The 17,813-nt window shown below is 71.0% G+C and carries 19 protein-coding genes; 11 read left to right on the top strand and 8 right to left on the bottom strand.

Annotation, left to right across the window (positions count from 1 at the left end; translation table 11 throughout):
• Positions 1-49: 49 nt before the first annotated feature.
• Positions 50-1,504 (bottom strand): MFS transporter, encoded by a 1,455-nt coding sequence (locus tag AB0A97_RS27515; RefSeq protein ID WP_361154893.1) that lies wholly within the window; start codon positions 1,502-1,504, stop codon positions 50-52.
• 468 nt (positions 1,505-1,972) lie between these two features.
• Between AB0A97_RS27515 and AB0A97_RS27510 the strand changes: the two genes are divergently transcribed.
• Positions 1,973-2,665: a DUF4232 domain-containing protein gene (locus AB0A97_RS27510; protein ID WP_361154891.1), complete on the top strand. Its 693-nt coding sequence runs from the start codon at positions 1,973-1,975 to the stop codon at positions 2,663-2,665.
• 197 nt (positions 2,666-2,862) lie between these two features.
• On the opposite strand, the gene AB0A97_RS27505 is transcribed toward AB0A97_RS27510, so the two are convergent.
• A complete protein-coding gene (locus AB0A97_RS27505; protein WP_361154889.1) occupies positions 2,863-3,327 on the bottom strand; it encodes a cupin domain-containing protein in 465 nt (154 codons plus the stop codon).
• A gap of 124 nt (positions 3,328-3,451) precedes the next feature.
• Between AB0A97_RS27505 and AB0A97_RS27500 the strand changes: the two genes are divergently transcribed.
• From AB0A97_RS27500 to AB0A97_RS27470, 7 genes are all read left to right on the top strand, one after another.
• Positions 3,452-4,405 carry a GNAT family N-acetyltransferase gene (locus tag AB0A97_RS27500; RefSeq protein ID WP_361154887.1) on the top strand — a complete coding sequence of 318 codons (954 nt, stop codon included), beginning with the start codon at positions 3,452-3,454 and terminating at the stop codon, positions 4,403-4,405.
• A gap of 78 nt (positions 4,406-4,483) precedes the next feature.
• On the top strand, positions 4,484-4,834 hold the full coding sequence (locus tag AB0A97_RS27495; RefSeq protein WP_361154884.1) for a hypothetical protein: 351 nt from the start codon (positions 4,484-4,486) through the stop codon (positions 4,832-4,834).
• A gap of 176 nt (positions 4,835-5,010) precedes the next feature.
• A complete protein-coding gene (locus AB0A97_RS27490; RefSeq protein ID WP_361154882.1) occupies positions 5,011-6,021 on the top strand; it encodes a DUF4073 domain-containing protein in 1,011 nt (336 codons plus the stop codon).
• 78 nt (positions 6,022-6,099) lie between these two features.
• Positions 6,100-6,822, top strand: coding sequence for a DJ-1/PfpI family protein (locus tag AB0A97_RS27485; protein WP_361154880.1), 723 nt, complete (start codon positions 6,100-6,102; stop codon positions 6,820-6,822).
• A 214-nt stretch (positions 6,823-7,036) separates the two neighbouring features.
• Positions 7,037-7,636, top strand: a complete 600-nt coding sequence (locus tag AB0A97_RS27480) for a hypothetical protein (protein WP_361154878.1) — start codon at positions 7,037-7,039, stop codon at positions 7,634-7,636.
• A gap of 135 nt (positions 7,637-7,771) precedes the next feature.
• A complete protein-coding gene (locus AB0A97_RS27475) occupies positions 7,772-8,245 on the top strand; it encodes a MarR family transcriptional regulator (protein WP_361154876.1) in 474 nt (157 codons plus the stop codon).
• 209 nt (positions 8,246-8,454) lie between these two features.
• Positions 8,455-10,101, top strand: a complete 1,647-nt coding sequence (locus AB0A97_RS27470; RefSeq protein WP_361154874.1) for an MFS transporter — start codon at positions 8,455-8,457, stop codon at positions 10,099-10,101.
• A gap of 104 nt (positions 10,102-10,205) precedes the next feature.
• On the opposite strand, the gene AB0A97_RS27465 is transcribed toward AB0A97_RS27470, so the two are convergent.
• Positions 10,206-11,411 carry an erythromycin esterase family protein gene (locus AB0A97_RS27465; protein WP_361154872.1) on the bottom strand — a complete coding sequence of 402 codons (1,206 nt, stop codon included), beginning with the start codon at positions 11,409-11,411 and terminating at the stop codon, positions 10,206-10,208.
• A gap of 58 nt (positions 11,412-11,469) precedes the next feature.
• Between AB0A97_RS27465 and AB0A97_RS27460 the strand changes: the two genes are divergently transcribed.
• Positions 11,470-12,255 (top strand): TioE family transcriptional regulator, encoded by a 786-nt coding sequence (locus tag AB0A97_RS27460; protein ID WP_361154870.1) that lies wholly within the window; start codon positions 11,470-11,472, stop codon positions 12,253-12,255.
• A 55-nt stretch (positions 12,256-12,310) separates the two neighbouring features.
• Here the strand turns inward: AB0A97_RS27460 and AB0A97_RS27455 are convergent, their stop codons facing one another.
• Both AB0A97_RS27455 and AB0A97_RS27450 read right to left on the bottom strand, forming a co-directional pair.
• Positions 12,311-13,528: an NAD(P)/FAD-dependent oxidoreductase gene (locus AB0A97_RS27455; protein WP_361154868.1), complete on the bottom strand. Its 1,218-nt coding sequence runs from the start codon at positions 13,526-13,528 to the stop codon at positions 12,311-12,313.
• Between the two features lie 206 nt (positions 13,529-13,734).
• Complete coding sequence (locus AB0A97_RS27450; protein WP_361154964.1) at positions 13,735-14,673, bottom strand: RNA polymerase sigma-70 factor; 939 nt, start codon at positions 14,671-14,673, stop codon at positions 13,735-13,737.
• Positions 14,674-14,854: 181 nt separating this feature from the next.
• On the opposite strand from AB0A97_RS27450, the gene AB0A97_RS27445 reads away from it, so the two are divergent.
• Positions 14,855-15,343, top strand: a complete 489-nt coding sequence (locus tag AB0A97_RS27445) for a carboxymuconolactone decarboxylase family protein (protein ID WP_361154866.1) — start codon at positions 14,855-14,857, stop codon at positions 15,341-15,343.
• A gap of 71 nt (positions 15,344-15,414) precedes the next feature.
• Here AB0A97_RS27445 and AB0A97_RS27440 read toward each other — a convergent pair whose 3' ends face one another.
• From AB0A97_RS27440 to AB0A97_RS27430, 3 genes are all read right to left on the bottom strand, one after another.
• Positions 15,415-16,044 carry an STAS domain-containing protein gene (locus tag AB0A97_RS27440; RefSeq protein ID WP_361154864.1) on the bottom strand — a complete coding sequence of 210 codons (630 nt, stop codon included), beginning with the start codon at positions 16,042-16,044 and terminating at the stop codon, positions 15,415-15,417.
• Between the two features lie 244 nt (positions 16,045-16,288).
• Entirely contained in the window at positions 16,289-16,840 is a 552-nt protein-coding gene (locus tag AB0A97_RS27435; protein WP_361154862.1) for a hypothetical protein, read from the bottom strand.
• A gap of 60 nt (positions 16,841-16,900) precedes the next feature.
• Positions 16,901-17,314 (bottom strand): STAS domain-containing protein, encoded by a 414-nt coding sequence (locus tag AB0A97_RS27430; RefSeq protein ID WP_361154860.1) that lies wholly within the window; start codon positions 17,312-17,314, stop codon positions 16,901-16,903.
• A gap of 142 nt (positions 17,315-17,456) precedes the next feature.
• Between AB0A97_RS27430 and AB0A97_RS27425 the strand changes: the two genes are divergently transcribed.
• On the top strand, positions 17,457-17,795 hold the full coding sequence (locus tag AB0A97_RS27425) for a helix-turn-helix domain-containing protein (RefSeq protein ID WP_361154858.1): 339 nt from the start codon (positions 17,457-17,459) through the stop codon (positions 17,793-17,795).
• Positions 17,796-17,813: the final 18 nt, after the last annotated feature.

Genomic DNA, 17,813 nt, shown 5'->3' with positions numbered 1-17,813 from the left:
CGGCCATGAGGCCGCCACGGGGAGGGGACTGTTTCGGCAGGTGGTTCGATCAGTGCGGTGTCACGGCCCGGCCCGAAGGGCCCTTCGGCACCATCAGCCTGCTGGTGCCGAAGCTCACCACCACCAGCGCGACAGCGACCCAGAAGGCGATCTGAACCGCGTGCAGGGCGGCGGAAGGGCCCCCGGAAACAGCGTAGTTGAGGTACACGCTGCCCAGGACGGCCACTCCGAGCGTGGCTCCGAGCTGCTGTACGGCGTTCAGCAGTCCGGCGGCCGACCCGATCTCCTGAGGTTGCAGCGGCTCCAGGGCGATGGTGAAGAAGGCGGGGCCGAAGAGGCCGACGCCCAGGCCGATGAGACCCAGCGCGAGCAGCAGCGGCTTGGGGTAGGCCGTGACGTCCGCCGTTCGGTACACGGCGATGGCGGCCAGCGCTCCGGCCAGGAGTACGCCGAGACCAATGGACATGGTGTGGTGCCTGTAGCGCCGCACCAGGCGGGCGCCGGCCAGCCACGACGCGATGGCCAGACCGACCGACCACGGGACGAGTGTCAGCCCCGCGTCGAGCGCGTCGGTGCCGAGTCCCAGCTGAAGGTGCAGCACGATGACCATCATCAGACCGTTCGTCACGGCGAAGAACGCCGCCGACGTCACCAAGGCGGCAGGAAAGCTCCGCCGCGCGAACAGGCTCGACTCCACCAGCGGACTGCGGCCGCCCGCAGCCGCCCGTCGCTGGTGCAGTCCGAACAGGATCATCACCAGCAGACCGGTTACGACGGCTCCCCAGCTCCACCCTGACAGCGTGGCGATGTCTCCCCCGATGAGGGGATGGACGACGAGCCCGGTACCGACCATGGCCAGAAGCGTGCCGGTCAGGTCGAGTGTGGGCCGTTTCGGAGCGCGGGCCTCCGGCATCTTGGGGGCGATGGCCAGTACGGCGAGGGACACCGGGACGTTGACCAGGAACGCCGCGCGCCACGACGAGCCGAACAGGTCGGCATGGGTCAGCACACCACCGAGCACCGGACCGCAGACGGCGGCCAGGCCCATCACGGGGCCGATGCTGCCCAGCGCCTTGGACATCTCGTCGCCGGAGAACATGGTCTTGATCAGAACGATGGTCTGAGGGATGATCACGGCCGCCGCGGCTCCCTGAACCGCACGGAAGGCGATCAGGAGACCCGCCGAGGGTGCGAGAGCACAGGCGGCGGACGCGAGCATGAAGCCGGTGACGCCGATGACGAAGATCCGCCGCCGGCCGGCGATGTCGCCCAGTCGGCCACCGGTGATCAGCAGCACCGCGAACGGGAGGGTGTAGGCCGTCGTGAACCACTGGATGTCGGACACCGTCCCTCCGAGCTCGGCGTGGATCGCGGGCGCGGCGACCTGAACGATGGTCGCGTCCAACAAGTTCATGGCCTCACCGAGCAGCAGGGCAGCGAGCGCCGGCCACCGCCATCGGTGCGCCGCTGCGGGACTCGGCGCGAGCACGTGCTCAACGGTCATCGGAGGTCCTTCCCATCATGATCACGGTCGGTACGCCGGTACGCCGGTACGCCAGCTCGTCGCCTCGTCCTGTGAACCGGGACGCCCTGGGAAAAACAGGGAGGGCACCGAGCTCGGCCCCGGACAGAGTGGAGGTAGGGAAGCGGCGCCCCCCAGTCAGAGCGCCGGGAAAGGGGATTCCTGTCGTCGTAGGGGCCTTACGCTGCGAATTCCCACGCGCAAGCCTGTTGTGAGGCCCGTTCCCGACATCGCTCCGACTCTGGAGGCGTCAACCCGGCGCGGCGCGCGGGGTGTTAGCCGCGTGTTAGCGGAGTGGCAGCTTCACGCCAGGGGCCCTGGCCAGAGTGGGTGACGTACCGAGGAGTCAACGGCATCGTCTGCCCTGGGGGACCCGAAATGAGCACGAAGTTGAGCACGGAAACAGGCACGGAAACAGGCACGGAGACTGGTATGGAGACAGGCACGGGCTTGAGCACGAAGTTGAGCACGAACACTTCGCGTACCGCCCGTCGTCGCACGCTGCGCGTCGCAGCCGCGGCCCTGACCGTGGCCGCCGGTCTGGCCTTGACAGCCTGCTCCGGGGCGGATGCCACCGGTACGAAGGGGCCGGGGCAGACGGATACGGGTGCGGCCGCCGCGGAGCCCGGCGGTTCGGGCTCCGGTGCCGAGGCGGGAGACGCGGGCAAGCAGCCGGGCAGTGAGAATGCCGCCCGGGGCGGCAAGGCGGGCTCGGGTGTCCAGCGCTGCCACACCTCCGAACTCAAGGCGGCCTTCGCCACCGGCGAGGACGCGGTCCCGGACCCGGACGCGGACGGGGGCACGACCACCAGCATCGTGCTGACCAACACCAGCGGCCGCACCTGCAAGATCGGCGGGTTCGCCGGTGTGGACCTCACACCGGACGGGGGCGGCCCGAGCTGGTCCCTGGCCCGGTCGGCCGCCAAGCACGGCTCGATCGTCCTGGGCCCTGGCGACAGCACCGACTTCACGATCAACCTGGGGATGGCGAAGGAGAACGAGGAAGGCTCCTGGAAGCCCGCCACCGTGGCCGTCACCCCGCCCGACGAGACCACCGCGTTGACCCTGAAGTGGCCCTGGGGCCCGCTCGTCCACCAGGACGGTGCCTCTCACCCGGCCACCTTCGTCCATCCCATCGGCTGACCGCCACCAGCGGTTCCCCGTCGGCGCCCCCGCCTGACGGAACGAGCTGATGCGGTCGTTCCAGGAGTCGCCGACGTAGGCGAGCCGTGGCCTTGGCGGTCACAGGGGCCGGCATTGCCACGGATCCGGACCGGCGGCTTGAGCAGGAGTCGTCGCAGTGGCGTCCGGGCGAGAGCATGCTCTCGCCCGGAGGATGTTCAGGAAGGCGGTGGGCTGTCCAGGAGCACCGTTCCGTAGTGTCCGAGGATGTCGGTGTGTTCGGTGTCGCTGCGCGCGTCGGCGGGGCCGATCGCGTGGAAGTACCCCTCGATGGCTCCGGGGTTGTTGATGACGAGGATGTCGGCGGTCGGTGTGATGGTCTGGAACGTGTGGGGGGTGAACCGGGGGACGAAGATGTAGGCGCCCGGCTCGGCCTCGTGCACGTCGCACTCGGCGAGTGAGGGCGAGCCGACCCAGTACCGCACGCGGCCGGACAGGATGACGAAGCTCTCGTCCTCCCGGCTGTGAGTGTGCAGAGGCGGTGCGTCTTCGGGCCGCGCGGTCTGCCTCATGACGGTGACCGCGCCGCCCGTCTCGGCGTTGGACACGACCTGCTCGATCACGCTTCGGTAGTAGCGGAAGTTCTGACCGTCGCCCGGATTGCGTACGAGGGCAAAGCTCATGGAGTCCTCCTGCACCTTGGCTCGTTCTTGCGCCTCCTGGCGGGTGGTGCCGTACTGACGTGAACACCGGGTGCCAACGCGTTAATCCGTGGCGGTCGTTGGGCCGGCGTCGGAGAATCGGCGCATGACCTCGCCCCTCACCCCGCCGCCCGGCCTGACCGTACGCCCGGCGACGCTCGACGACGCGGCGGCGGTGTGCGCGCTGCTCAACGAGATCGACCTGCTGGAGGTGGGCCGCGCCGACACCGACCTGAGCGAGGTGCAGGCGGACCTCAAGCACCCCGAAGCGGACCTGGAGCACGACTCCTGGCTGATGTACGACGCGGGGCGGCTGATCGCGTACGGCCTGCTGTGGGACGAGTCCGGCGGCGAGCGCATCGACATGGATCACTACGTCCTGCCCGGCAGACTGCCGGGCGCCCTGCACCTGTACGACCTGATGGAGGCGCGGGCCGTACAGCGAGCGGCCGCCAACGGCGCGGCACGAGCGGTGATCCACCTGCACCTCAACACCGCGCCCACCATGGACCTCGACGCGCTCCGCCGACGGGGCTGGCGTACGGTGCGCCGCTACAACGTACTGAACCGGACCCTGTCCACCGCCACCGACCGGCTGCCGACCCCGCCGCCCGGCGTGGCCTTGCGCCCCTGCCGCACCGAGGCCGACCGCCGGTGCGCCCACGCGCTGCTCCAGGAGACGTTCGCCGGCCACTTCGACTTCCAGCCCCGGACGTACGAACAGTGGCTGGACGACATCGACGCCGACCGCGCGGACTGGTCGCTGATATGGATAGCGCGGGTGGACGGCCTCGGCGACGCCGCGGTGCTGCGCACCCACGACGCCCGTGCCTCGATGGCCTGGATCGCACACCTCGGTGTCCTGGAGCGGGCCCGCGGCCAGGGGCTCGGCAGTCACCTCCTCCGCCACGCTTTCGGTCACTACGCGGAGCTGGGCCGGCACCTCATAGGTCTCGGCGTCGACACCGACAACAGCAGCGGCGCGCTCGCCCTTTACGAACGGCACGGGATGGTTCTCGACTTCGCCGTGGACACCTGGGAGCTGGTGCGCACCGTCTGAGCGAGGGCTGTCCTGGCCGGCGGCTGAGCCGCGGTGCAGGTGAGGAACCGCGATCAAGTGTGTGGCGTCGCCATCAGCATGCGAAGAAGAAGTGTGGACGCCGCCGGAGCAGGCTGCCTGCTGGCCTTTCTGGGGGCCTGCGTGGGATGCGGAGTATGGCTGTCCGGGGCCCGCGCCGGCCTCGGGGGAGGGTTCGAGGGCGAGCGGGAGTGGAGCCTGCTGTATGTCGAGCTGCCGGTGATGATGCTCGGCGTCCCGGCGCTCACGCTGGCGAGCTGGGCGTCTGTCCGAGCCGTCATGGGTGACCGGGGTGGTCGCAGGGTCCGGGTGGCGGTGTCTGTGGGGACCGCGGTGGCCGCGCTCGTGGTGCTGGGGCTGGCCTGCCTGGCCTGGTGGGCGGCCCGTGACGCCGGTCGCACGCCGATCTGACCAGAGGCGGGTGCCGGGCCGGGGTGCGGCGGTGAGCCGTGTTGTTCAAGAGCAGACACAAGTTCATGCCCCGCACATGTACAGGCCCGATGCCGGTAGCCCGGAGTGCACCCCGCGCCGTGATCTTCACCAACGACAGGGGACACCCCGTACAACTCGCGCATCCGGAGCCGCACATGGACCGCAGAGCCCTTCTCGCCGCGGGCGGTGGCACCGCCCTGGCGGCCGCCGCAAGCCTTCCGCAGGCATACGCCACTCCGCACCGAGGCCCCGGGCGGGGCGCCGCCGTACGGTTCAACGTCATCAGCGACATCCAAGGGGACCTGCGCGACTTCGGCCGGGCCCTGGACGACATGGCGGCCGTCAACCCGCACAGCGCCGGTCTCGCCGTCGCGGGCGACATCACACCGCGCGGCTACGACGCCGAATACGCGCAGGTCAGCGCCGAACTGGCGCGCCACTCGCACCCGCACGAGGTGGCCTGGGCGATCGGCAACCACGAGTTCTACGTACCGAAGTGGCGCGACCCCGGCACCCTGTCCCAGGACACCTGGCCCAACCACACCACCGAGGACTCCCTCTTCCGAAGCTTCCACCGCTTCGCCCGGCGCGGCACGGTCCACGCCGAAACCTCCTTCGGCGGTATCCCCGTGCTGACCCTCGGCACCGAGCGGTACGCGCACTACCACGATCCGAAGCTCTGGGACGAGGTCTGGATCAGTGACGCGCAGTTCACATGGCTGGAGGACCGCCTGTGGCACTGGTCGCGCCGCCGCAAGCCGGTCATGGTGATCACCCACCATCCCCTGCCCGACACGGTCTCCGGCACCCGCAGCAAGCTCTACGCGAGCGACTACCTCCAGGCCGACCGCCTCCTGGGCCTGCTCGGCCGCCACCCGGACGTCTTCCTCTTCAGCGGCCACACCCACTGGGACCTGGAACTCTCCGACTGGGTGGTGCGCCGGGTCGTACCCGGTACCGCGAACCTGAGCGGGTTCACGGTAATCAACACCGGTGCCGTCCAGACCGGTTACCGGGACGACGGCAAGGGTGGCGAAGTCTCCGTCGGCGGAACCTTCAACCAGGGTCTTCAGGTCGAGGTGCGCCGCGACGCGGTCGTCATCAAGGCCCGCGACTTCGCCCGCCGTGCCTGGCTGAAGGAGATCACCGTGCCGCTGGCGCGGTGAGCGGATGCCGGGCTCGGCCGTTCCCAACTTACAGCCAAGCTGTTAGCCTGGCTGTAAGTTCTTCGAGAAGGGTCGGCCATGACATCCGAACGTCGTGCTCTTGAGATCGCCATCCTGGTGTGCCCCGGCTACATGCCGGTCGACATCATCGGGTTCCACACCGCCTTCGGCCTGCTGCCGGACGTGAACCTGCACCTCGTCTGGAAGAACCGGGACGAGATCGCCGGCATGCCGCACTTCCCCACCCGCGCGACGACCACCTTCGAGGACTGCCCCGCGGACCTCGACGTCCTGTACGCCGGTGCCGTGCCGCCGGAAATCTTCGAGGACGGGGACGTTCTCGCCTTCCTCGCCGACCGGGGCAGCCGGGCCACCTGGGTGGCCGGAGTGTGTGCCGGGTCGCTGCTGCTGGGCGCGGCGGGCCTGCTGCTCGGGTACCGCGCGACGACCAACTTCCAACTGCACGACAATCTCGTGCACTACGGTGCCGTGCCGGCGCGCGGCAACGTCGTGGAGGACCGCAACCGGATCACCGCCGGCCCGGCGACCGGAAGCTTCGAGATCGGGCTGCGGCTCCTCCAGGCATTCTTCGGCGACGACGTCGCACGGAAGTCGGAACTCATGATGGAGTACGCGCCCCGGCCCCCGTTCGGCGTGGGCACCCCGGAGCTGGCCGGCCCCGAACTCACCGAGCAGCTCCTTGCCGCGAGCGCCGACATGGGCGCCGTCTTCGCGCAGGTCGCGGAGCGGGCGGCCCGGCGGCTCGGCGTCCACGCGGAAACGGTGCAGGCGGCGGTGTAGCCGGGAGGGCGCGGTGCGGCTGCTGAGGGGAGATGCAGCCGAAGGGTGACGCAGGCGAGGGGGTGGTGCGGTGCGGCTGCACTCTTCGACTTCGCGCCGGAGGGTGCAGTCCGTCCGTTTCGCTGCCCCCGGAGTGCCCGGTACGGCAAGGTCGTACCACCGCCTCGGCCGTACGGCAGGGTGGGCCGGGGCGGACGAGGGCAAGGAGCGCGCGGTGGAAGAGAGCTGGACGGCCGACGAGTACGGGGCGTCGCACGAGGGAACGGTCAAGGTGCTCCTGGACGACGGCAGTACCGCCGAGCCCGTGTACTTCGACGCGGGTTCCGGGGGCTACGTACCGAGCTCCAGTCACTGGAGCATCTACGACGGGCGGAGCGCTCGGGCGCCGCGGGCGTCCGCGTTCCGGGCCACGTGCGCCTGCGGCTGGGTGGGGGCCAGTCATGTCCTCGACTGGGGCAAGGTCGGCGACCAGCCGTTGCACACGGCCGCCGCCGCGGACGCGGACCGGTGCGTGACGGACTGGGACCGGCACATCATGGAGGTGGGCGAGTCGACCGTCCCGGTGCCCGAGCGGATCGCCGGGCTGCTGGAGACGCTTGAGGCGGAGGTCGAGCGGTACACCGAGGAGTCCCCGGTGGGGGCCGTCAAGATCGCCCGCCGTATGGAGATCTCCGCGGCCAATCTGGGGTACTGGGCGGCCCGCAAGGCCCGTGGCGCGATGTCCCCGGAGGAGGTGGCGACAGCTCTCGGGCTGAACTCCCGCCAGGCCGCGAGTCTGCTGGCCCGCTTCGGCCGGTGGAGTCCGTACGTCTGATCCTGCGGGCTGCGGGCTGCGGGCTGCGGGCTGCGGGTTACGGGTTACGGAGGTATTCGCGTTCCGTCCGGGGTCTTCGGGTGGGCAAGGGCGTGCGGCTTGACTTAGGTATGACGTCATACCTAAAGTGTCCGCATGACCACCTCCCGTGCGTCCGGCCAGGACACCCACCGCATCGCCTCCGGGCTCGCGGCCGTCCTGCCCGCACTGCACCGGGCCCTCGACCGGCGGATCGTCCAGGACCTCCCGTTCCCCAGGCTTCCCGAGAGCCAGATCGCGCTGCTGCGGCACGTCGCCGAACACGACGGTGTCACCGTGCGCGCGGCAGCCGACGCGCTGCTCATCAAGCCCAACAACGTGAGCGCCCTGGTCACCCAGCTGGCTGCCCAGGGGCTGCTGGAGCGCAGGCAGGACGCGGCCGACAAACGGGTGGCGCACCTGCACCTGACGGCCAAGGCCCGGCGCCAGGTCGCCGAGGTCGACAACCTGGTGGACGGCTACCTCGTCGAGGCGCTGCACGCCCTCACCGACGGGGATCTCGACGCCATCGGGTCCGCTCTCGGCGCTCTCCAGGGACTGGCGCAGCGGATCCACCCTGCTGCGGACTGACGCCCCGGACCGACACCCGGGCCGTTGAACCCGATCAATGGCCAGGGCTGCCGGCCCGTCGTCGGCCGTCGGCTGTGCCGTGGTCCTCGCCGTGCCGTGTTCCACGTCCCGGCAGTAGCCCGCAGCAGTCCGCAGTCGCCCGTAGCCGCGCACCCCTGTAGCACCACACACCTCCCCATTCACCCCCTTCGAAGAAGCAAGGCATCACCATGTCCTCCTCCGTCATGGGGCACTCACCCATGCCCACCCACGCGCCGCCCGCGCCGCCGGAACCGGCCCGGGGCCGCCGCGGTCACCCCTGGCTGACGCTCGTCGCGGTCGCCTTCGGCCTGTTCATGGTCGGTCTGGACGGTTCGGTCGTCTCGATCGCGAATCCGGAGATCGGCCGGGACCTGCACGCCTCCACCGCCGACCTGCAATGGGTCACCAACTCCTACCTGCTGGCCCTGGCCGCCACGCTGATCCTCGGCGGCAAGCTCGGTGACCGGTTCGGCCGGCGTACCTACTACCTGATCGGTGTCGCCGGTTTCGCCCTGGCGTCCGTCGCCATCGGCCTGTCCGGCTCGATCGAGGGCGTCATCGCCTTCCGCGCGGTGCAGGGCTTCTTCGGCGCACTGCTGATGCCCAACACGCTGGGCCTGCTGCGTGCGGCCTTCCCGCCGAAGAAGTTCGGTATGGCGGTGGGCATCTGGGCGATGGTGTCGTCCGTGTCCACGGCGCTCGGCCCGATCGTCGGCGGTCTGCTCGTCGAGCACGTCAACTGGGAGTCCGTCTTCTACATCAACGCCCCCATCGGCGTCGTGGCCCTGGTGTTCAGCGCGCTCGTCCTGCCGCAGAGCAAGAGCACGGCCGGCCGGCACCGTTTCGACATCCCGGGTGTCGTCCTCCTCGCGCTCGGCCTGCTCCTCGTCGTCTTCGGCGTCGTCAAGGGGGAGTCGTGGGGCTGGGGCGCGGGTTCGACCCTCGGCGTACTCGCGGCGGGCATCGTCGTGCTGCTGGCATTCGGCTGGTACGAGACGCGCCTCGGGCGACCGGCCCCGGCCTCCCCGGCCGGCGCGGCCGAGGAGCAGCGCGGCAACCCCATCCTGCCGATGCGGCTGTTCCGCAGCCCGGCGCTGACCATCGGTACGGTCATCACCGCCGTCAACTTCTTCGTCCTGCTCGGCGTGATCTTCTTCGTCATGCTCTACCTGCAGAACGTACGCGGCTTCACGCCCGTCGAAGCCGGGGTGCGCACCCTGCCGCTGAGCCTGGCCTCCGTGGTCGCCTCGCCGCTGGGGGCGAAGCTCACCGAGCGGTTCGGTGCCCGGCTGTCCATGCCGCTGGGCATGGTGCTGCAAGCGGGTGCCTCCTTCGGCATCCTCGGCTGGGGGGTGCACTCCTCGTACGCCGCCATGTGGCCGCCGTTCATCGCGCTCGGTCTCGGCGTGGGCATGGTGATGGCCGCCTCCTCCGACGCGATCGTCGGCAACGCGCCGGTCAGTGACGCGGGGGTGGCCGGGGGACTGCAGGCCACCGCCCTCCAGGTCGGCGGCGCGCTGGGCACCTCCGTGCTGATGTCCCTGATCAGCAGCAGGGTCGGCGCCACTCTGACGGACGAGCTGGCCTCGGCCGGTGTCCCCGCCCCCGTCGCCGCGCGGATGCACGAGGCCAAGGACGCGGTCGCGATGGGGGTGTCGCCGGTCGGCGACGGCATGCCGCACCAGTTGAAGTCCGCGGTGGTCGAGGGCAGCGGCCAGGCGTTCGTCAACGGTGTGCACACCGCGGCCCTCGTCACCGGTGTGCTGTGCGTGATCGGCGCGGTGCTCGCCGCGGTCGGCGTCCGACGCGATCCGCAGGCGCCCGCCGGGCACTGAGAACAGCGGACCGGCCCGGCCGGGGCGCCTGTCCTGCACAGGCGCCCCGGCCGGGCCGTTGTCCGCGTTGGCGGCCGGGCGACGGCCGCCCCTGCACTCACCCGCTATGTCTGCGGGACGTCCTTGACGAACACGAGCCCGTCGGTGTCCGCCAGGTGGGCCGGATCGAGCGGGGCGTAGCCGAACCAGGGGGAGACGCGGGCAGCGGGCGGCGTGTCACCGAGCACGGTGGCCAGCCGGGGAGCGTCAACGACGTAGCGGTCCTCCGGGAGCGTGTACAGCAGCCCTTCGACGGTGTCGGCCGGCGGGGTGCCCACCTCGCGGTGCCGCATCGAGCCGAGGGCCGTGGCCAGGACGGCGTACTCCTCGCCCAGGCGGGCGCTCACGATCGCGCCGGCGCTCCACCACTCCAGCAGGGGGTGGTCCCACATGCGCATCGAGCTCTTGTGCCGCTGGAGGTGGGCGTTGTGGGCGTGGACCAGGGCGGGGCCCCGGTCGGCGAGGGCGAGGAGGTTGTCGGCCATCATCTGGTCCCGTATGCCCAACAGGTGCGTCATGCGGCTCGGGGACGTGTCGGCCATCCAGAAGTGGTAGCGGAGCAGGCCGGTGGCGGTGCGCCCGTACAGGCAGGCCCGGTCCCAGGCGTCCCGTGAGGTGGCCGCGATCAGGTGTGGTGTGTGGGCGTGCAGCAGCGCTTCCAGGTCGTCGGCGAGCAGCCGCAGTTCCCTGGCCTCGGGCGACCGGCCCACGGACCGCGACGGGTCCGTCATCACGGCGGGGTCGGTCCACCGTTCGTCGGTGCCGAGGAGCTGGTCGAGTGCTTCCGCCGTGCAGGGGAGCAGGTCCGGGTCCACCCAGGTGGCGAGGTAGCCGTGGAGGGCGGTGAGGACCTGCCGGGGGCTCGCGGCGCCGGTGATCTCCAGCGGGCCGTCGAAACCGGCGAAGCGCAGCTGCCCCGACGCCGGCCGGCCGGCGTTGTACGCCCGTACCCACCGTACGAGTTCACGGTTGGCCGTGGACGCGCCGAACCCGTGGCTGAAGCCGCGTTCCATGACGTCGTCGAGCGTGCCGGTGCCCGCGGTGACGTAATCGTCCACGATCAGGCCTGCCACGCAGTCGCTCTCGATCGCGATGGTGCGGTACCCCTCCTGTTCGACCAACTGCCGGAAGAGGTCGTTGCGCAGGTCGAGCAGTGGGTCCTCCCCGTGGGTGGGCTCGCCCAGGGCGAGCAGTCGCGGCCGGGCCGGGAGCAGCCGCATGACGGCGGCGGCTTCGACGGCATGGACGGTGTCCTTGATGTCGGATGCCATGCCTTCAACGGTATCGTTGAACCTTCGGTTGAAGCTTTTGCTCTCTAGCGGCGGGAAAATGGGAAAGAACCTTCAAAACGAGGGGCGTCTCAGGCCGATCGACCTGGCCCGCGCGCACGGCCTGTCCACGCAGGCCGTCAGGAACTACGAGGAGGACGGCATCCTTCCGGCCGCGGACCGCACACCGCACGGCTACCGCGCCTACACCCCCCTGCACGCACTGGCCCTCCGCGCCTTCCTCGCCCTGCTGCCCGGCCACGGCCACCAGGTGGCGGGGTCGATCCTGCGGGCGGTGAACCGGGGCGAAGCCGACGAGGCGTTCCGTCTCATCGACGCGAGCCACGCCCAGCTCCTCGAAGACCGGCGCACCCTCCAGGCTGTCGAGAGCGCCATCCGCGACCTGACGCGGGCCCCGGCATCCGAGGCCGACGCGGCGCCCGAGACGGACACGGTGCCCGAGACGGACTCGGCGTCCGCGCCCGACGCGGCGTCGGAGACCGGCAGCACATTCATCGGGCCGCTGGCAGTGAAGCTGGGCATCCGGCCCGCGACGCTCCGCAAGTGGGAGAACGCCGGACTGGTACGACCGCGCCGCGACCAGCTGACCGGCTACCGCGTCTACGACGCGTCCGACGTACGGGACGCCCGCCTGGTCCACCAGCTCAGGCGGGGCGGCTATCTGCTGGAACAGATCGCCCCGCTGATCGACCAGGTGCGGGCGGCGGGCGGGCTGGAGCCGCTGGAAGGCGTCCTGCGTGACTGGCAGGGGCGCCTGTCCGCCCGGGCCCGCGCGATGCTGACCGGGGCCGCGGAGTTGGAGGCGTACCTCCGCGAACGCGGATGAACGGCCGGGGCCGACGGCCGGATCGGACCCGGCGGACTGCTCGGGCCGCTGTCCGTTACGTCCGCGGCGAAGAACGGTCCGCCGCCGTCGCCCCGGGGCCGTCTTCGCCGGAGACCGTGCGCAGGTCGGTGTGCCAGTCCAGTTGAGCGATCAAGGCGTCGTCGCCAGGACGCTGCGGTGCCGGTGACGGTGCCGAGCCGCTGCGCGGGGGAGTGCGGGTACCGCGCGAAATCTGCCCGCTGACGGTGATGTTGTGCTCGACGCGAGGGCGGCGGCACGCCTCGTAGAGGGCGAGAGCGCGCTCCGCGTCGGGTGTGTCCCGTAGGGACTTGGCCAGGATGACGGCGTCCTCCAAGGCCATGGACGCGCCTTGGCCCGTCGCCGGTGATGCCGCGTGCGCGGCATCACCGATGATCAGCGTCCGCCCGGAGTGCCAGGGGGTGCCGGGCGGGATCTCGGTGGCGTTCGTGGCCATGATGCCGTCCGTGGAGGCGGCGACGATGTCCGCGGCGGGCGTGGCGTCCGCGCGCAGCAGGGCGACCAGTTGCTCACGCCGGCGCAAGGGGGCGGGGCCTGCGGGTTCCTCGGCGGGAAGGGCCTCGGTGGCGACCCGGGCGAACCAGTACGTCTCCCGGTCCGGTGAGACCGCGTAGCCGAAGGACGCGTTGCTTCCCCGCACCATGGTGATGTGGCCGGTCTCTTCCGCCACCGGCGCGCTGCGGGTGTAGCCGTAGAAGACGCGCTGCCCCGCCGGGACGGGGGCCACGCCAGGGGCGATCGACCGTCGAAGGGTCGAATGCACCCCGTCCGCGCCGACGAGCAGATCACCGGTGGCGACGCTGCCGTCCGCGAACCGCGCGGACACCTGGTGCGGCCCGTCCTCGAAGGACACCAGCCGCGCTCCGTGCACGATCCTGATGCCCCGGCGGACGGCCTCGGCCTGCAGCGCAGCGTTCAACTCGCCGCGACGCAGGCACCGGTACCGCAGGAGCGCGTCGTCGGCCTCTCCCATCGGCGCGTGCGCCACCTCGCCGCCCCGGTCGTCGAGAAGACGCAGGGAACGCAGCGGAAAGCCGATCGAGGTGACCGCGGCCGAGGCGCCGAGCTGTGCCAACGCGCGCATACCGTTGCTGGCCAGGGTCAGGAAGGCCCCGATGTCCTCGGCCGTGTCGGGATGCGCCTCGTGCACGACGACGTCGAATCCCGCCTTGTGCAGCGCCAGCGCGGTTGCCGTGCCGGCGATGCCGCCACCGATGACCAGTATGCGTTCCACGAATTACTCCGCTCTTCTGTGCGGGTTCCATTCTGCGTCAAGTCTGCGTCCGGCCCGGGCCTGTTCCGGGGCCGGCTCGGGACCAGCCCCGTTCCGGCTGTTCCTCCGGAGCAGGGTGGCGGGCGCGGTGTTCGACACACCGCGCCCGCCACCGTACGAGGGCTCGGGCTTCGCGCTCCCGGACAGGTACCAGGACAGGGCTCGCCTCAGCGACGCAGGACGGTCTCCCGCTCCATGCGCGACAGCTTCTCGGGGTTGCGTACGGCGTAGAGTCCGGTGATGCGCCCGTTGTCGACGTGCGCCGTCACGACGGTGTCCAGTTCGCCGTCGAGGTGGATGAGCAGCGCCGGGCCGGCATTGATCTGGGCCGGCCGCAGCGTGATCGCCCCGGTCTTGCGCAGCCCGCCGACCAGCAGGCGGGCCACCTTGTCGACCCCGACGACCGGTCGCAGGACGGCTTGCTTGACCCCGCCGCCGTCGCCCAGGAGGACGACGTCCGGCGCGAGGATGTCGACCAGGGTCTGCAGATCGCCCGTTTCGACCGCCCGTCGGAAGGCGTCGAGCGCGTCACGCGTCTCGGCCGGGGAAACGGTTCCGCGCGGCCGGCGCGCCGCGACGTGGGCCCGTGCCCGGTGCGCGATCTGGCGGACCGTGGCCGGGCTCTTGTCGACGGCTTCGGCGATCTCGTCGTACCCGAGGTCGAACACCTCACGCAGCACGAACACCGCCCGTTCGGTCGGCGTGAGCGTCTCCAGCACCAGCAGCATCGCCGTCGAGACGCTGTCGGCCAGTTCGACGTCCTCGGCCACGTCGGGCGTGGTGAGCAGCGGTTCGGGCAGCCAGGAGCCGACGTAGGACTCCTTGCGGCGGCCGAGCGTACGCAGCCGGCCCAGCGCCTGGCGTGTGGTGATCCGGACCAGGTACGCGCGCTGCTCCCGTACCGTGGCGAGATCGACGCCCACCCACCGCAGCCAGGTCTCCTGCAGGACGTCCTCCGCGTCGGCGGCCGAGCCGAGCAACTCGTAGGCGACGGTGAACAACAGATTGCGGTGGGCGACGAACAGCTCGGTGGCGAGGTCCGTGCTTCCGCCGTCGGCGAGCCGTCCCGCCGTGTCCGCTGTGGGCTCGCTGCACTCACTGTTCACCGGGTTCACGGGCTGCTCCTGTCTTTTCTTTTTCGACCGTGCTACGCGCACAAGACGCCGGGCGCCGCCGCGTTGTGACATCCGTGGACAGTGGCATACGTCACGCGACCGCCCTGTCACAGAGGGCGGGGCACCGGCGTCTTGTGGTCGTTCAGAGCACACCACGAGTGAGGACGAAGCCATGAACGCGACCCGGTTCAACCTGTTCGAGAACGAGCTCGGTGCCAAGTTCGCCAAGCGGTTCGCCAACGCCGGCCTGATCGTCCAGCAGTCGTCGCTGCCGAAGGCGACGCAGGAACTGATGGCACTCCGCGCCAGTCAGATCAACGGCTGCGGCTGGTGCATCGACGTGCACACCAAGGAGGCCGCGGCCTCCGGTGAGACCGCGGTCCGGCTCAACCTGGTCGTCGCCTGGCGCGAGTCCACCGTGTTCACCGAGGCCGAGCGGGCGGCGCTGGCGTTCACGGAGGAAGGCACCCGGCTCGCCGACGCCAACCAGGGGGTCTCCGACGAGACGTGGGCCCAGGTGCGCAAGCACTACGACGACGACCAGACCGCCGCGCTGATCGCCGTGGTCGCCCTGATCAACGCGGCCAACCGGCTCGCCGTGATCACCCACCAGCAGGGAGGTACGTACGAGCCCGGCATGCTGGCTGCCGCGGTCAACTGATTGCCGGGAAGGGGGGAGGGGCCGGCCCGAGCTGTGCTCTCCGGCCCCCTCGGCGGGGCCGGAGCCCCGGGTCAGGCCGTCGAAGGGGCGCCCGGCCCGGGCCCCTTCGGCTCCCAGCACAGCAGGTCACCGCACGAGCCCCGCCAGAACGTCCGGTGCGGGCGGGGCCCGTCGGGACGCGGGAGCTGCTTCCCCGCAGGGTGGTGCGCCGTCATGCGGCACGACGACGTGCCGGGGCAGGGCGTCAGCCGGGGGCCCACACCGGTACGGACCAGAGCCTGCTCAACCGTTTCGCTCGCCACCGCCAGTTCCAGGCTGCCCTGTGCGGCCTGTACGGCACCGCGGATGCCCAGGAGCGTGTAGAGGCTGGTGTTGTCGCACCAGGTGATGCCGGACAGATCGAGCCGCAGCCGGCGGTGGCCGGACTTCAGGTGGGCGACGGTGGCTTCGCACAGCAGGCGCACCGTACGCACGTCGAGTTCGCCGGCGACCCCCAGTTCGGTGGCGCCGCCGGCCGCACGGCGGGCGCTGACGGTCAGCCGGAGATCGGGTGGCTCGATCAGCGGGAGCCGGAGAAGCGAGGCCGTGAGGGGCGAGCTGCCGCGCATCGGTCCCTCCAGGTCGGCCGTCGGGCGGGCCCAGGACATGGCCCATCGAACGCCGACCAGACTTCCCGGCACACCCTGCGCCCTCCGGAGCATTGGGGCCACGGTAGCGGCCGCGGCCGTGGCGCGGAAGCTGAGCTGCCGGAAGGGCCTCGGGAGGTGCAGCGGACGGACTTCAGTGCGGCCGGGGCTCCCGGACAGCGCCCCGGCCGCCTCCCTCGGAAACGGTCTCGCCGTGTGTACGTGAATGCGTCGGCCGGGCTGGTCGGCGAGGTGGCCGCGCCGGCCGTCACGGTGACGTCCGCGGTGCCCTTGTCGTCGAGGAGCCGGTGCGGTGCCGTCACCGTGATCCGGGACGGGGGCCGGACACTTCCACGGTCGCCGCGACGTCCTTGCACCACACGGTGGCCCCGTCGGCGAACCCCGAGCCGCCGATGACGACCTGCTGGGTGCCGGCTTCCCCGCTGCGCGGAGTGACGGCGCTGACGACCACGGGCGCGGGACCGCCGTAGGCGAACTGGCCCAGCGGAACGGCAGGTGACGTGCCGAACACGGTGGTGACGCGGACGCCGACGATCCCCACCCCGTCGGGCACGGTCGCGGTGATCTGCGTACCGCTCAGGTCGCGTACGACCTCGACGCCCCGGGGGCGGGCCGAAATCGACGACGGCGTCGGCGTCGAAGCCGCTGCCGTCGATGACGGCCGTGGTCCCGCCTCACCGGTGCTCGGGCTCACCGTGGTCACCAACGGCCCGGAGGGGACGGCGAGCGCGCCCAGCAGACCCAGGTACGTGGAGTCGGCGTGCTGGAAGGTGACTTGGCTCAGCAAGTCGGCGAGGGTCTTCTCGACCAGGTCGCCGGCGTCGGCGAGTAGTCCGGCTCCGTTCCTCACGGACCCGGCAAGGGGCCGGGGAGCGGCGGTGTCCGGGCCGCCGCCTCCCCGGTGCGCCCCTCAGCGCTTCTCGGGGGCGGCGAACAGGCCGCGCGTGCCGGTCAGTTCCAGGAGCTGATCGACGGCGCGGTTGCCGGCGCGGATGGTGACGGTCTTGTTCTGGAGCTGCGCCCGGCTGCGCAGGCGCAGCAGTGTGCCGAGGCCCGCGCAGTCGCAGAAGTGCAGGGCGTCGAGGTGCAGGTCGAGGCCGTGGACGGAGTGGCCGAGGGCCGCGTGCAGGCCCGGTTCGACGTGCCGCCCGGTGGCCAGGTCGAGGTCTCCCCGGATCGCGACGCGTGTGCGGCCGCCGTCCGGGGTGACCTCCAGGGCCACGAGACACGGTTCAAGGACCGCTGATGCCGCGGTGCCGCGGGCGAGGGCGCGTTCGGGGTCCTGCTGGGCGAAGGGGGATGCGCAACGCGCAGGCTCCGGCATGGCCTTCCTCTTCCTTGTCGGCTCACCTGCCTCCGCACCCAGGCTCGACCCCGCCGCCCATACACGTCAACCGATACATGAAGAATTTTACGTGCATCTGAGTGCGTGAATCGTCCATCGGTAGAATCAGCGCACGAATGACGTGCCCGAGCCGTACAGTGGGTGGACGTTCGTGACCAGCCACGCCCGGGTGCTCGCCGCCATCGCCGACGATCACCATGCCCGCATCCGCGACATCGCGGTCCACTGCCGACTGACCGAACGCGCCGTTCAGAAGATCATCGCCGACCTGGAGAGCGACGGTTACCTCTCGCACATCCGGGAGGGGCGGTCCAACACGTACCGGATCGAACCCGGCAAGATCCTGCGCCATCCGGCCGAGGCCGGTCTGACGGTGGCTTCGCTGCTCTCCCTGCTCGTCCAGGACGAAGCGGACCGCACGCCGCCGCCCGGCGAACGCCGCCGGTCCGACGCGACCTGACTCCGGGGCACGCGCGGG

The organism is Streptomyces sp. NPDC045470 (assembly GCF_040646595.1).
Taxonomy (GTDB): domain Bacteria; phylum Actinomycetota; class Actinomycetes; order Streptomycetales; family Streptomycetaceae; genus Streptomyces.
Note: the sequence above shows the minus strand (reverse complement) of the source record. Positions and strands in the feature narration are given on the sequence as shown.